We start from the raw sequence: 14,404 nt of genomic DNA on the forward strand, positions 1-14,404 counted from the left end.
CTTCCTGATTTTTTCTTTTTACGTTTTTTTCAACTCATTACTTTGAAATTATTCCACGACTTCAATCCAGCCTTCTGGTGCTTCTATGTCTCCAAATTGAATACCTGTCAATTCATCATACAACCGTTTTGTTACTGGTCCTACTTCCGTTTCACTATAAAATACATGAAGATTGTTATTGTGATAAATCCCACCGATTGGAGAAATAACAGCCGCTGTACCACATGCACCAGCTTCTGCAAATTGATCTAGATCATCAATGAAAATATCTCCTTCAATTGCTTGCAGTCCTAGTCGTTCTTCAGCTAACTGCAACAAGGAATATTTCGTGATACTTGGTAAGATAGAGGGCGATTGCGGAGTGATGAATTTTCCGTCTTTTGTAATTCCAAAGAAATTTGCTGCACCTACTTCTTCGATTTTCGTATGTGTGGCTGGATCAAGATAAACACAATCTGAGTAATCCAGTTCTTTTGCTTCTGTTCCTGGAAGTAAACTCGCTGCGTAATTTCCGCCGACTTTTGCTGCACCAGTCCCCTTAGGAGCAGCACGATCGTAATCAGATACAATAAAATTCGTTGGTTTTAGTCCACCTTTGAAATACGCTCCTACTGGCGTACAGAAGACGACAAATAAATATTCTGGAGCTGGATGGACACCAATGTTTTCACCGACCCCAATCAGTAAAGGGCGCAAGTATAATGTAGCGCCTGTTCCATAGGGCGGCACAAAATCTTCATTTGCTTTTACCACTTGCTTGACAGCATCAACGAACATCTTTTCAGGGACCATTGGCATCAGCAATCGTCTAGCACTTTGATTCATCCGTCGACTATTTTGTTCAGGTCGAAAGAGATTGACCTTGCCGTCTTTTCGACGATAAGCTTTTAGACCTTCAAAACATTGCTGACCATAATGAAGCGCTGGAGAGCCTTCATGAATCGTCAGGTAATTATCTTCTGTCAATTCTCCTTCTTCCCATTGTCCGTCTTTCCATTTGGCAATAAAACGCCAAGGAGTTTTGATATAAGAAAAACCTAGATTGTTCCAATCGATTTGCATATACTTACCACCTTCGTTATTTTCTCCACATTTTATCATTATCCATATTATTTGTCATTTTATTTTCAGCTTTTTTCCTTCATTATAGTTATTTTTGCTATTTCCTTTTTTGAAAACTTCTTGGTACAATACAGAAAGAATCAAATTTTAGAAAAGAGGATTTTATGTTTTCATTATTAGCAACTGCCGGTACGACAGACTCTTCTGGCGAGACATTGACAGATCAAGCTGTCAGCAAAGTAAATGCGTTTCAGCGGTTTTGGGACGGGATTGATTGGGACGCCATTTTGGCTGCCTTTATCCAAAAAAGTTTATATCTGATTTTTTTGATCGTCCTTTTTTGGATTCTTCACCGTGTGGGAAAATATCTGATTGACAAGTCTTTTAATCAGTATTCTAAAAAAGCCATTCTAAACGAGAGCCGCTTAAAGACTTTACATAGTCTTTTAAATACTATTTTTCATTATACCCTTGGTTTCTTTTTTATCTATGCAATTTTATCTGCTATCGGTGTGCCGATCGGATCACTTTTGGCTGGTGCCGGAATTGCAGGTGTGGCAATCGGTCTTGGTGCCCAAGGGTTCATGAGTGATGTTATTACCGGATTTTTTATTATCATGGAACAACAGATGGATGTTGGGGACTACATCAAGCTAGCAAACTTAACGATTGAAGGAACCGTCGTATCTGTTGGTATCCGTACCCTTCAGCTGAAAGCAACGGATGGTACTGTCCATTTCATCCCGAATCGAAACATCACCACGATCAGCAATCTCTCTCGTGCAAATATGCAAGTACTTTTAGATATTCGGATTGTTCCTGAAGAAGGATATGACAAAATCTATGAGATCATTGATCGAGTAAATCGTACATTAGCTGAAAAATACCAAGAAGAGCTCCAAACTGAACCTTCTATCTTTGGATTAGTGGATCTTGGAAACAGCAATTTTGCGATTCGTACGGTCTGCTACGCATTGAACGGAAAACAATATGCCTTAAAAGAAGAGTTCTTGAGCTCCTATGTCAAAGAATTGACAGCTTCTGGTTTCACGATTCCGAACAGTCCAATTGCTGTCGGAAAATAATTTGGACAAACGATGCAACGAATCTCACTAAAAAGAGCGTGGGACAAAAGTAAAGAACACTTTTGTCCCACGCTCTAAACACGTATAAACGGCGGAAGCAGAAGCAACTCCTTCGGAAATAAGCTGAAATTCACAAAAATTTGAAAAGCAATTTTCGTGAATTCCTTCTTATTTCTTGGAGTTAAACGCTTTTGTCCCAGCATCTTTTTCAAGATAAAGTCAAAACTGGTACGCTGTTTTTTCTACTTATTTTTTGATTATCTTTTAGTTTCTCGTTCTTTAGCTCACGATATCGATTTGTTCTTTTAATTCTTCGATTTTCGGAGACAATATATTACGACGTTCTAATTCATGCACCATGAAGTTTACGGCTTTAAGCAGCTCTTTTCTTGTAATGATTCCTTTGAAAATCCGATCTTCTGTGACAACCGGTAAAAAAGGCGAATCGACTAACAAATGGAGTACTTCTTCTAGTTCCCAATTTTCATCAATTGTCGGAACATCTGTTTCTGTCACATCAGCAACCGTTAGTTCTTCTAACGGGTCCATGCTGATTGTTTGCAAGTCAATCATTTTATTGACCACATCTGATAAACTTACTAGTCCTACAAAGTGATCATCTTTTCCTAATACAGGAATTTTGGAATAACCGACCTTCGATAACACAAGTAAACCATGGGACAATGGATGATGATACATAACATTTGCCACATTTTCTGCAGGAATCAAAAACGTTTCCTGATTTTCCAGCAGCATTTCTCTTACTATAGGTCCAATCATCTGATGGCCTCCATTTCTATTTCATTCAACACTACTATTTTACCGAAACCGGATGCAAAATTCATAAAATAAAGCTTATTTTTATTAAAAATTAGAGTTTTTTTATTCAGCGCTCTCTCGAAAAAGAAAAGGCCAACTCTTCAACTGCCTGATGGGCACGGTTATAGTATTGAACAGAAATTTGGTCATCTAAACTTTCGATAAGAGCATATGATGGGATTTGGATCGGGCCTCTAGGCTGAGAAATGCTACCAGGATTCAAAAACAGGATTTTCTGATCCATCTCACAGCCTATTTGATGGGTATGACCAAAAAACACCATATCGGCAGTTGCAGCTCGAGCTTCGATTGCTAACTGTGTCAAACCAAATCGGACATTCGATAAATGACCGTGAGTCATGAATACTGTATCCTGACCAGTTTGGATCACTTTTTTCTGTTCGAATCCTGGTCCATAATCACAATTACCTTGAACCACTTGGAATGTATCCCATAATGGGTCAGAAGCTTCTAATTCCGAATCACCACAATGGAAAAAGATATCCACTTCAGAACGATAACGATCTACTAAGTCAACGAGGATATCTCTGTCTCCATGATTATCACTTACTACTAAATACCGCATCTATCTCTCTCCTTCCAGCCATTGTTTCCACTCGGCACTCAATTTTTTCATTGCTTGAGCCCGATGACTGATCTTGTTTTTTTCTTCGCTCGATAATTCTGCTGCTGTTTGTTTCTTACCTTCTGGGATAAATAAAGGATCATACCCAAAGCCATTTTCGCCAGATGGTATACGGGCTACTCGACCGGGCCATTCCGCTTCTACTACAAGGCTGTCTTTTTTGGGTGCCGCGAATACTAACGTACAATGGAATTGTGCTGTTCTTTTTTCATCCGGCACATCTGTCAATTCATATAATAATTTGGCGTTATTCCCCGCATCACTTTTTTGTTCCCCTGCAAAACGTGCAGAATAGATTCCTGGCATACCGCCTAAAGCATCCACTTTCAAACCTGAATCATCTGCTAAGACTGGCTGATCAAGCAATTGTGCAATCGTTTCTGCTTTTAATCGGGCATTTTCTTCAAATGTGCTGCCAGTTTCTTCCACATCTGGCAATTCAGGATAGTCAAGTAATGTTTTTACATGATATCCCGCTTCTTTGAACATATTTCGAAACTCTTCTGCTTTTCCTGGATTTCTTGTCGCAATGATGATTGTTTTTGTTTCTTCTATCCGCTCATCATTTTGAGCAAACTCTGTTAGCAAAGCATGTTTTTGCTCTTTGATCAAATCTTCAATCGCGTTTTTTCCAAAAAAGAGCATTTCATTCAACTGTTCACCATCAAACGTTGCTTCTTCTCCAGTTCCTTGAATCTCCACGAATTTTCCAGATTCTGTCATTACAAGATTCATGTCTACAAGTGCTGCGGAATCTTCTTGGTAATCCAAATCTGTGACGCAAGTCCCATCTGGTAAGATTCCTACGCTAACTGCAGCAAGATGTTCTTTTATTGGATCTTCTGACAATTCTTTTTCTCTTAAAAGTTTTTCAATGGCTAATTTCAATGCCACAAATGCCCCAGTGATACTTGCTGTTCTAGTACCGCCATCCGCTTGGATCACATCGCAGTCTACGATGATACTACGTTCTCCTAATTTTTCCAAGTCTACTACTGCACGCAAGGAACGACCAATAAGACGCTGGATTTCCATTGTTCTACCAGAAAGTTTCCCTTTGCTGCTTTCTCTACGATTTCTCGTACTCGTTGCTCGAGGCAGCATACTATATTCTGCTGTCACCCATCCTGTTCCTGTTTCTCTCAAAAAAGGGGGAACAGAATTTTCTATTGTTGCAGAACAAATAACTGTTGTATCACCAAAACGGATCACTACCGATCCTTCTGGATATTTGAAAACATTTGTTTGAAGCTCCAGTTTGCGAAGCTCTTGGGCTTTTCTCCCGTCATGACGCATCCTTATTTTCCTCCCAATTCGATATGTTCTACATTTAAGTGTCCGATTCCAAGCCAGTCTTCAGCTATTTCCTCGAAAAGTTTGGCAGAGCCAGTTGTATAAAACTGGCATAATGTCCGACCATTTTGCGGTGAATTGCTCAAATTGAAATAATCTAACAGCATAGATACTTCACCTACTGTTTCTGCTCCAGAATCGATCAGTTGAACATTTTCTCCCATTACATTTTGAATGATGGGGCGTAATAATGGATAATGGGTGCATCCCAAAATCAATGTATCGATTTTTTTAGTGGTTAAAGGAGCTAATGTTTCTGCCACAATTTTTTTCGCCACCGATGAATGGTATTCATTACTTTCGACAACTGAAACAAATTTGGGACAAGCAAGACTTGTCACAGTCAATTCTGGTACTTTCTCTTTCAGTGCTTTTTCATAAGCTTGACTTTTTACCGTACCAATCGTACCGATAATGCCAACTTGTTTATTTTGTGTTTTTTTTACTGCCGCTCTAGTACCGGGAAGGATCACACCGATGACTGGAATAGAAAGAGCAGCTTTGATTTCTTCTAAAGCCACCGCAGTTGCGGTATTGCAGGCGATCACCAGCATCTTGATTCCTTGCTCCACCAGATAATCCGTCATTTCCCAAGTATACTGGATTACCTGTTCCGCGGGTCTAGGGCCATATGGGCAGCGTGCTGTGTCTCCTACAAATAAAATATTTTCATTCGGTAATTGTTTCAGGGCTTCTTTTACTACAGTCAAGCCGCCGACACCTGAATCAATAAATCCGATAGGGCGATTATCTGTCAATCGTATCATCCTTTTTTTCAATAAATTCTATCCTCCCTATTGTGTACTTTTTAGCGTGAATTTTCAAGTGCTCTTACTTGCTTAAAACAATCGAAATCTCTTTTTTTCGAATGGAAAGAGGAAAAGCGGTTGTGACTTTAGTTTGCCACAACCGCTAAAAGAATCATCTATTAATAACTGTACCGTCTCTTTTCCAAGTAACCGGAAAGCAGAGAAAGCGCGTAACATACCACGAAGTACATAAGTGTCATGATGATGAACATCGGAAGCACATAATTGGTGTTCTGTCCATAAATAATACGTGCCTGATGAGAAAGTTCAGGTAAAGAAATGATTACTGCTAATGAAGTATCTTTGATCAGTGAAATCAATTGGCTCACAATTGCCGGGATCATTGATTTAAATGCTTGCGGTAACACGATCGTTCGCATCGATTCTACATAAGTCAGTCCCGTTGATAATCCTGCTTCCATCTGTCCTTTTGGAACAGCATTGAGTCCAGCTCGGAAAATTTCCGACAACATAGCTGACTCAAAAATCGTTAATGCTGCGACAGCGGACCAGAAGATGTTCATCTGAATGCCGATTTGAGGTAAGGCAAAGTAAGTGAAGAAAATGATCAATAATAATGGAAGATTCCGTATAATATCAATCACTACACCAAGGATTTTGGAAAAGAAAGGGATATTCGCAAAACGAATCACACCTGTCAGACCACCGATCAAGAAACTAAAAATGATCGAAAACAATGAAACTTCAACAGTAACCTTTAATCCTTCCAATAAAAAACGGATATTCATCCATGAAAAAGCGCCGCTAAAATCCATGTATTTCCCCTCCTTCTATGAACGAACCGCCCATTTTTTCTCAAGATAAACCATTAAGTAAGATAACGGTAGCGTGATAACTAAGTAAAATAACCCAACGATGATATACGTATCGAAGGTATTGAATGTTTCACTGGCGATCAAGTCTCCTTGATACATCAAATCTAAACCAGCTACGATTGCTAAAATAGATGAGTTTTTTACGAGGTTGATAAATTGGTTGCCTAATGGCGGGATAACGATTTTGAATGCTTGCGGTAAAACAATATAACGCATGATTTCTGAATAGGTAAAACCAGAAGATAGTCCTGCTTCTGTTTGACCTTTTGGTACGGTTTGAATCCCTGAACGTACTGTTTCAGCAATAAAAGCAGATGTATAGATCGTTAATCCAATCGTACCTGCTTGGAATCCATCTAGATTAAACCAATAAATCGGTACGACAACATAAAAAAACATCACGATGATTAATAATGGAATGTTTCTAAAAAATTCTACATATGCCTTTGCTAAGGCGCTCACTACTTTATTCTTTGATAATTGGAAGATTGCCATTAACGTTCCGATAATCAAACTAAACACAAGTGCTAAGACACTCGAAAACAATGTGATCTTGAACCCGTCGACAAAGATTGGTCCATAAGTCTGTATCAATTCGCTCATTGCCTCTCCCCCTTACTCTACTTTTCCTTCAGTTTCATTTGGAAACCATTTTTGATAGATTTTATCGTATGTGCCATCTGCATGCATTTCCTCTAGCGCTTGGTTAACAGCTTTCAAGAAGTTTTCTTGCCCTTTGTTGATCGCAATCCCGTAAGGCTCATTAGTAAACGTTCCACCAACTAACTCATACTCTGGATTTTCATCTGCAATCCCTAACAAAATCGCATTATCCGTAGTCATCGCGTCTCCCTGACCAGATTGTAAAGCAGTAAATGCTTCTGCATAGTTTTCTAATTCTAAAATTTTTGCATCTGGTGCATGCTGTCGGATATTCGCAGCCGATGTAGAACCTTTGACTGCTAGAACCGTTGTAGAAGCATTCAAATCATCTACACTTTTGATTTGGCTTCCTTTCTTTACCAACAAAGCTTGGCCAGCATCGAAATAGACATCTGAAAAGTCAACCTGTTTTTTTCGTTCATCTGTGATCGTCATCGTTGCAATAATTGCATCGATATTTCCGTTTTTCAATAATGGAATCCGAGTTTTAGAAGTGACTTCAACAAATTCTGTTTTTCCATTGTCACCAAGGATCTTTTTAGTGATTGCTTTTGCAATATCTACATCAAATCCTTGTACAGTTCTGCTCTCAATATCCATCATTCCAAATAATCGAGTATCATACTTGACACCCCAGATGATTTCATTGGTAGATTTGCTTCGCTCTAAAATATCTTCATTTGCCAACCCATTTCCTTTACATCCGGCTAGTGCAAGAAAAGCAATGCCTAAAAGGAAAATCAGGCGTATTTTTTTTAACCTGCGCATCTTTTTCCTCCTATCAATGATTGATAACTTTACTGATAAATTGCTGTGCTCGGACTTCATTTGGATTTTCGAAAAAGTCTCTCACATTTCTGCTGTCTTCCAATACTTCTCCATCAGCCATGAAGATAACACGATCCGCCACTTCTTTGGCAAAGCCCATTTCATGTGTCACGACAATCATTGACATACCGTCATGAGCCAATTTTTTCATAACGTCTAATACATCACCAATCATTTCCGGATCCAAAGCAGAAGTAGGTTCATCAAACAGCAGCATCTCAGGATTCATCGCTAAACCTCTGGCGATTGCCACCCGTTGCTGTTGTCCCCCGGATAACATGGAAGGATAAGAATCTTTCTTATCTAACATATTGACAGTTTTCAAAAATTTCTCCGCGTTTTTGACTGCAGTTGCCTGGTCTTGCTTTAACACTTTGATTGGTGCTAATGTAATATTTTCCAGAACGGTTTTATTAGGATACAAATTGAAATGCTGGAAAACCATGCCGATATTCTTTCGGACTTCTGTCAACTTTGTCTTTTTATCATGCAAGTCAGTATCATTAATTAGTAGCTTGCCTGAAGAAATCGTCTCTAATCCATTGATACAGCGAAGCATCGTGCTCTTTCCTGAACCAGAAGGACCAATGACAACGACAACTTCTCCTTTCTCGAATTCGAGATTGATATTTTTTAATGCGTGGAACTTGCCATAATATTTATCCACGTGATCAAATTTAATCATTGCCATAGAATTACACTCCCATTATTATTTAGTAAGATTTCTTTTAAAGATGTATAATAAAATACATTATATCTGATAGTTTAGTAATTTGTAAAGTTTCTTAGAACGTTTATTCTCCCATAAATATTTCTTCCATTTCTAATCTATTAGTTATTTTATCCTCTTTCCTTGTTTTTTCATTAGGAACTGTTGTTTCTTTTCAGGAAAAACGGTAAGATATTAAGTGCTCAGACTTACAAATCGTAAAGAGGTGTCTTTTTTGAAAAATATTATTTTAACGGGAGATCGACCAACTGGGAAGCTGCATTTAGGGCATTACGTCGGTTCTCTAAAAACCCGAGTGGCTATGCAGGCAGATGAAGACAACCAACTGTTTGTCATGATTGCTGACATGCAAGCACTGACAGATAATGCTAAAAATCCTGAGAAGGTTTCATCAAATGTCTTGCAAGTTGCTTTAGACTATTTAGCCGTGGGATTAGATCCTGCAAAATCTACTTTATTTATCCAATCACAAATTCCGGAATTAGCTGAATTAACCATGTATTATTTGAACTTAGTCAGCGTAGGACGCGTTCGGCGCAATCCGACTGTCAAAACAGAAATCGAACAAAAAAAATTCGGTGAAAGCGTGCCTACAGGATTCTTTATCTATCCTGTTTCTCAAGCAGCAGATATCACTGCATTCAAAGCGAATCTTGTACCTGTTGGCGAGGATCAAAAACCAATGCTAGAGCAGACACAGGAAATCGTACAAAGCTTCAATCATACATATGGTGAAGTTTTGGTGGAACCAAAAGGCGTATTCCCACCAAAAGGAATGGGTAGATTACCTGGAATCGATGGAAATGGCAAAATGAGTAAATCGTTAGGAAACGGTATTTATATCTCCGATCCTGCCGATGTCTTACAGAAAAAAGTCATGAGTATGTATACTGATCCAAACCACATCCATGTACAAGATCCTGGACAAGTAGAAGGGAATATGGTCTTCACCTACTTGGATGTATTCGGAACAGATAAAGAAGCAATTGAAGAAATGAAAGCTCATTACCGCCGTGGCGGACTTGGTGATGTAAAGATCAAACGATACCTCATTGATGTATTGGAAGCTGAATTTGCACCGATCCGTGCGCGCCGAGAAGAATTGGAAAAAGATCCTTCAGCTGTTATGGAAATCTTACGTAAAGGTAGTGAAGAAGCTGCTAAAGTAGCTGCACAAACACTTTCTGAAGTAAAATCAGCAATGGGAATCAATTACTTCCATTAATTCATTTACTCTAAAAAAACAGGCTGTAAAGGCCTGTTTTTTTATCTCGTCTCTGTGCTATTCCTTTTTTAAAATCAAAAAAAGAGATGTGACGAAGTTGTGTCACATCTCTTTTTCAAATGTATGGTCTTCAAAAGCTACTTGATCGTTACTTACTATATTTTCCCTCTTAGCGAATACTTGCCTCTAGGTTTTCTACCAACGCTTTTTCGACTTTTTCCATTCCTTTATTGATTTCTTCATCTGTCAATGTTGCTTCTGGGTTGACGAATGTCAGGCTATACGCCATGGATTTATGTCCTTTTTCAATGTTTTCTCCTTGATAGACATCAAATAATTGGATATCTGTTAAAAATCTTCCGGCAGCAGAACGGATAACTTCTGTTAATTCCTGATTTGTCACAGTTTCTTTTACAAGCAAAGCGATGTCCCGGCTGACTGCTGGGAATTTTGTCACTGCTTCGAAAACAATCCCTTTTTGAGCAGCTTCCACTACAGCAGATAAATCAAACTCAGCAACATATGTTTCTGGAATATCATAACTTTTTGCAATCGTTGGATGCACTTGACCGACAAAACCAATAAATTTTTCGCCAAGGTAAATCGCAGCAGTTCTTCCAGGATGCATTTCCTTCATTTCTGTCACTGTTTGATAATGGACATCTTCAGTGATGCCTAGTTGTTCAAATAAGTTTTCTAAAAGACCCTTGATGGTGAAAAAGTCTACATTTTGAGCTTTCGTCTGCCAATCTTTTTCTTCCCAAATACCAGAAATAGCGATTGCTGCATGTTTTACTTCTTGCGGCAGATGTGTGCACGGATCATTTTCTTGGAAGAATACCCGCCCAATTTCATATAAAGCAATCTCTGTATTTTTTCGAGCAGTGTTATAACTGATATCATCTAATAGTCCGCTGATCAAATTCATTCGTAATACAGAACGTTCTTCGCTCATTGGCCAGTCCAAACGTGTAATATTACTTTCATTTATAACAAACTGTCTTGATTTTTCTTCTGTTGTCAATGCATAACTGATTGCTTCGCTCAATCCGCTTCCTTCAAAGATTGTACGAATTTTACGAGTAGTTTCTTGTTCTTTTGACAAGCTTCCAGCAACCGTTTCTCCACTTGGAAGTGTAGATGGCAACTGGTCGTATCCATAAATACGAGCAACTTCTTCGATAATATCTGCTTCGATTTGGATATCCCAGCGTCTTGGTGGTACTACTACGGAATAAACATGCTCCTTTTCTTCATAGCTAAATCCAAGTGCTTCAAAAATCTCATTTACTTCTTTAACGACAAGAGATGTTCCTAAATATTGATTGATGCGTTCAAGTGAAATCTTCACTGATACGTCTTCTGCTTTGATCTCTGAGCCTTTGACCGCGCCTTGTAGAACTTCCCCACCCGCAAGAGAAACGATCATTGCTGCAGCAACCTCACTGGCTTCTCCAACAGTCGCATGGTTGATTCCTTTTTCAAAACGTGCAGAGGATTCACTACGCAAATTAAATTGTTTTGCTGTACGACGAATCGAAATTGGATCAAATAAAGCAGATTCTAGTGCAACTGTTGTTGTTTCATTCGTGATCTCTGAGTCTAACCCTCCCATGACACCAGCTAAAGCAACTGGTTCTTTGCCGTTAGTAATGACGAGATTGTCAGTTGTCAATTCCCGAGATTCTCCATCTAGTGTTACTAATGTTTCATTTTCTTTTGCACGGCGGACAAAGATCTCTTTTGATTTCAATTTGTCGTAGTCAAATGCATGTAGTGGTTGTCCGAATAAAAGCAAAATATAGTTCGTCACATCTACTACATTGTTGATTGGACGAATGCCTTCGTTCATCAAAAGATTTTGTAGCCATTGAGGACTTGGCTGGATTCTTACTCCTTCAATGATTCTGATTTGATAAGCAGGAACTGCTTCTTTATCTTCAACTTCCACTTGAATTTTATCGCTAGCAGGTCGTGAGGATTCTAGCAACTTTTCGTCATCGAATGTAGGAGTCTGACGATAAATTGCCCCAACTTCATAAGCTACGCCACGCATTGACAATGCATCCGCACGATTCGGTGTGATAGATAATTCAATAATCGAATCATCCATATCCAAATAAGGAAAAACTGGATCGCCATTTACAGCTTCTTGTGGCATATAATAGATACCTTCAGCGTATTCTTTCGGTATAACACTATCTGAATAGCCAATTTCTTGTAATGAGCAAATCATGCCATTTGATACTTGGCCACGCATTTTTCCTTTTTTGATTTTTACATTACCAGCGATACGTGAGTTAGGAAGTGCAACAATCACTTTGATTCCAACCTTCACATTAGGCGCTCCACAAACGATTTGAGACAGTTCGTCTTCGCCAATATCGACTTGACAAATAGAAAGGTGATCAGAATCTGGATGTGGTACGCATTCCTTGACTTCACCGACAACGATTTTTTTCAAGCCTTCTTCTGGAACCGTTACTCCTTCTACTTCGATTCCTGTCACAGACATCTTATCCGCTAATTCTTTTGGTGTTACATTCGATAAATCTACATAACGATTGAGCCATTTATATGAAACTAACATTTTCTTACTCCCCCTTGAACTGACTTAAGAAACGTAAGTCATTTTGATAGAAATTACGGATATCATTCACTCCATACCGCAACATAGCTACGCGGTCTGGTCCAAGGCCGAAAGCAAAGCCTGAATATTCTTCTGGATCGATTCCTGACATCTTCAACACATTCGGGTGTACCATGCCAGCTCCTAAAATTTCGATCCATCCAGTGTATTTACATACGTTACAACCGGCACCACCACATTTGAAACAGCTGACATCTACTTCTACTGATGGTTCCGTAAATGGGAAATAACTTGGACGCAAACGAATTTCACGATCTTCCCCAAACATTTTTTTCATTACGACTTCTAATGTTCCTTTAAGGTCGCCCATTGTGATGTTTTTATCAACAACTAGCCCTTCAATTTGATGGAACTGATGACTGTGGGTCGCATCATCTGTATCTCTGCGGAAGACTTTCCCTGGCGAGATCATTCGTAGAGCACCCTTAGAGAAATCATGTTTTTCCATTGTCCGTGCTTGGACTGGTGAAGTATGTGTCCGAATCAATATCTCGTCTGAAATATAGAAAGTATCTTGCATGTCCCTTGCTGGATGATCTTTTGGCAGATTCATCCGTTCGAAATTGTAATGATCAGATTCTACTTCATATCCTTCTACGATCTGATAGCCCATACCCACAAAAATATCTTCAATTTCTTCCATGATTTGTGTCACGATATGACGTGTACCATGTTTTACTTTTCTACCAGGTAGTGTCACGTCTATTGTTTCTTTTGCCAAAGCTGCATTTAACGCTTCTTCTTCTAATACTTGTTTTTTTCGCTCGATCTCTTCTGTCAAAAGATCTCGGATCTCATTTGCGAAACTTCCGACTTTTGGTCGCTCTTCTGGACTTAGATCTTTCATCCCACGTAATACTTCTGTGATCGGTCCTTTTTTTCCTAACGTTTCAACACGTATTTGATTTAATTCATTTAAATCTTGTGCCGCTGTGATTTTGACGAGCGTTGCTTCTTTCAAGCTCTCTAATTGTGCTTGTAGAGACATGTGCTTGTTCCTCCTTTAAATTCCAAATACAAAACAAAAAGACCTCATTCCTGTTAAGGAACGAGGTCTTCGCGTTACCATCCTAATTTGCGGATAAATGACTTACACCGCACTCTTACTTCGTTAACGACAATTGCCGGTCTGATTTTATCAGACGAACTCGGAAAGTGAACTTCATTTTTCAAACACAGGATCTGCTTTCAGTCTGCGACAGATCTCCCTGAACTGGTTTAGCCAAACTACTCTTTTTCGTCATCGTTCTTTACTTATTCGTATGGACTATAGTTTACAAGATTTTTTTTACAAAATCAACCGCATTCTTCCTCTGTGACCCATTTTTCGCTCCAAACTTGTATTTGACGCATCGCTTTTTGCAAGTCTGCTCCTTTTTCAGTCAAGAGATATTCTGAACGGCTCTTTTCGCTACAGGCAAAGTTTCGAGTGACTATTCCTTCTTTTTCTAATTCCTTCAAGCGTTCGACTAATACTCGATCACTGACCATCGGGATTTTTGCCGCAAGCTCAACAAAGCGTTGCGGACCGTTTTCGAGTAGTACATCGATAATCAATCCGTTCCATTTTTTTCCTAAAATAGAGAATGTTTTTTCAAATTTAGGGCATAAAACGAATTCTGTCTGTGTTAGCTCCATCATACTCACCTCTTCCCAGAGTATAGCATAATCCTTACAAAACATAAGTCAAGTTTGCTC

Annotated in this window: 14 protein-coding genes; 2 read left to right on the forward strand and 12 right to left on the reverse strand. The window is 39.0% G+C overall.

What is annotated here, in order from left to right:
* Positions 1-48: 48 nt before the first annotated feature.
* Positions 49-1,101, reverse strand: a complete 1,053-nt coding sequence (locus tag DIZ30_RS06480; protein ID WP_002321517.1) for a branched-chain amino acid aminotransferase — start codon at positions 1,099-1,101, stop codon at positions 49-51.
* Positions 1,102-1,226: 125 nt separating this feature from the next.
* On the opposite strand from DIZ30_RS06480, the gene DIZ30_RS06490 reads away from it, so the two are divergent.
* Entirely contained in the window at positions 1,227-2,147 is a 921-nt protein-coding gene (locus DIZ30_RS06490; RefSeq protein WP_002295791.1) for a mechanosensitive ion channel family protein, read from the forward strand.
* Between the two features lie 279 nt (positions 2,148-2,426).
* Here the strand turns inward: DIZ30_RS06490 and cbpB are convergent, their stop codons facing one another.
* The 8 genes from cbpB to DIZ30_RS06530 all read right to left on the reverse strand — a co-directional run bounded on the left by cbpB (position 2,427) and on the right by DIZ30_RS06530 (position 8,792).
* Complete coding sequence (gene cbpB / locus DIZ30_RS06495; protein WP_109023149.1) at positions 2,427-2,927, reverse strand: cyclic-di-AMP-binding protein CbpB; 501 nt, start codon at positions 2,925-2,927, stop codon at positions 2,427-2,429.
* Between the two features lie 106 nt (positions 2,928-3,033).
* Complete coding sequence (locus DIZ30_RS06500) at positions 3,034-3,552, reverse strand: metallophosphoesterase (protein WP_002288030.1); 519 nt, start codon at positions 3,550-3,552, stop codon at positions 3,034-3,036.
* Positions 3,553-4,908, reverse strand: coding sequence for a ribonuclease PH (gene rph / locus DIZ30_RS06505; protein ID WP_002296875.1), 1,356 nt, complete (start codon positions 4,906-4,908; stop codon positions 3,553-3,555).
* 2 nt (positions 4,909-4,910) lie between these two features.
* Complete coding sequence (racE, locus tag DIZ30_RS06510) at positions 4,911-5,732, reverse strand: glutamate racemase (protein WP_002317207.1); 822 nt, start codon at positions 5,730-5,732, stop codon at positions 4,911-4,913.
* Between the two features lie 161 nt (positions 5,733-5,893).
* Positions 5,894-6,550, reverse strand: a complete 657-nt coding sequence (locus DIZ30_RS06515) for an amino acid ABC transporter permease (protein WP_002296876.1) — start codon at positions 6,548-6,550, stop codon at positions 5,894-5,896.
* Between the two features lie 15 nt (positions 6,551-6,565).
* Positions 6,566-7,213 carry an amino acid ABC transporter permease gene (locus DIZ30_RS06520; RefSeq protein ID WP_002288038.1) on the reverse strand — a complete coding sequence of 216 codons (648 nt, stop codon included), beginning with the start codon at positions 7,211-7,213 and terminating at the stop codon, positions 6,566-6,568.
* Positions 7,214-7,225: 12 nt separating this feature from the next.
* A complete protein-coding gene (locus DIZ30_RS06525; RefSeq protein WP_002288041.1) occupies positions 7,226-8,041 on the reverse strand; it encodes a transporter substrate-binding domain-containing protein in 816 nt (271 codons plus the stop codon).
* A 13-nt stretch (positions 8,042-8,054) separates the two neighbouring features.
* Positions 8,055-8,792 carry an amino acid ABC transporter ATP-binding protein gene (locus DIZ30_RS06530; protein ID WP_002288042.1) on the reverse strand — a complete coding sequence of 246 codons (738 nt, stop codon included), beginning with the start codon at positions 8,790-8,792 and terminating at the stop codon, positions 8,055-8,057.
* A gap of 253 nt (positions 8,793-9,045) precedes the next feature.
* Here DIZ30_RS06530 and trpS point away from each other — a divergent pair, with 253 nt between their 5' ends.
* Positions 9,046-10,056 (forward strand): tryptophan--tRNA ligase, encoded by a 1,011-nt coding sequence (gene trpS / locus DIZ30_RS06535; protein WP_002288045.1) that lies wholly within the window; start codon positions 9,046-9,048, stop codon positions 10,054-10,056.
* Between the two features lie 169 nt (positions 10,057-10,225).
* Here trpS and pheT read toward each other — a convergent pair whose 3' ends face one another.
* The 3 genes from pheT to DIZ30_RS06550 all read right to left on the reverse strand — a co-directional run bounded on the left by pheT (position 10,226) and on the right by DIZ30_RS06550 (position 14,344).
* On the reverse strand, positions 10,226-12,646 hold the full coding sequence (gene pheT, locus DIZ30_RS06540) for a phenylalanine--tRNA ligase subunit beta (protein WP_002297428.1): 2,421 nt from the start codon (positions 12,644-12,646) through the stop codon (positions 10,226-10,228).
* A gap of 4 nt (positions 12,647-12,650) precedes the next feature.
* A complete protein-coding gene (pheS, locus tag DIZ30_RS06545; protein WP_002295783.1) occupies positions 12,651-13,694 on the reverse strand; it encodes a phenylalanine--tRNA ligase subunit alpha in 1,044 nt (347 codons plus the stop codon).
* A gap of 308 nt (positions 13,695-14,002) precedes the next feature.
* Positions 14,003-14,344 (reverse strand): helix-turn-helix domain-containing protein, encoded by a 342-nt coding sequence (locus DIZ30_RS06550; RefSeq protein WP_002295781.1) that lies wholly within the window; start codon positions 14,342-14,344, stop codon positions 14,003-14,005.
* Between the last annotated feature and the right edge of the window lie 60 nt (positions 14,345-14,404).

The sequence above is a fragment of the Enterococcus sp. H57 genome, assembly GCF_003112495.1.
GTDB classification, from domain to species: Bacteria; Bacillota; Bacilli; order Lactobacillales; family Enterococcaceae; genus Enterococcus_B; species Enterococcus_B faecium.

Coding starts and splice junctions, on each gene's coding strand:
- DIZ30_RS06480 (WP_002321517.1), bottom strand. CDS start 1,101: ATGATAAAATGTGGAGAAAATAACGAAGGTGGTAAGTATATGCAAATC.
- DIZ30_RS06490 (WP_002295791.1), top strand. CDS start 1,227: ATGTTTTCATTATTAGCAACTGCCGGTACGACAGACTCTTCTGGCGAG.
- cbpB (WP_109023149.1), bottom strand. CDS start 2,927: ATGATTGGACCTATAGTAAGAGAAATGCTGCTGGAAAATCAGGAAACG.
- DIZ30_RS06500 (WP_002288030.1), bottom strand. CDS start 3,552: ATGCGGTATTTAGTAGTAAGTGATAATCATGGAGACAGAGATATCCTC.
- rph (WP_002296875.1), bottom strand. CDS start 4,908: ATGCGTCATGACGGGAGAAAAGCCCAAGAGCTTCGCAAACTGGAGCTT.
- racE (WP_002317207.1), bottom strand. CDS start 5,732: ATGATACGATTGACAGATAATCGCCCTATCGGATTTATTGATTCAGGT.
- DIZ30_RS06515 (WP_002296876.1), bottom strand. CDS start 6,550: ATGGATTTTAGCGGCGCTTTTTCATGGATGAATATCCGTTTTTTATTG.
- DIZ30_RS06520 (WP_002288038.1), bottom strand. CDS start 7,213: ATGAGCGAATTGATACAGACTTATGGACCAATCTTTGTCGACGGGTTC.
- DIZ30_RS06525 (WP_002288041.1), bottom strand. CDS start 8,041: ATGCGCAGGTTAAAAAAAATACGCCTGATTTTCCTTTTAGGCATTGCT.
- DIZ30_RS06530 (WP_002288042.1), bottom strand. CDS start 8,792: ATGGCAATGATTAAATTTGATCACGTGGATAAATATTATGGCAAGTTC.
- pheT (WP_002297428.1), bottom strand. CDS start 12,646: ATGTTAGTTTCATATAAATGGCTCAATCGTTATGTAGATTTATCGAAT.
- pheS (WP_002295783.1), bottom strand. CDS start 13,694: ATGTCTCTACAAGCACAATTAGAGAGCTTGAAAGAAGCAACGCTCGTC.
- DIZ30_RS06550 (WP_002295781.1), bottom strand. CDS start 14,344: ATGGAGCTAACACAGACAGAATTCGTTTTATGCCCTAAATTTGAAAAA.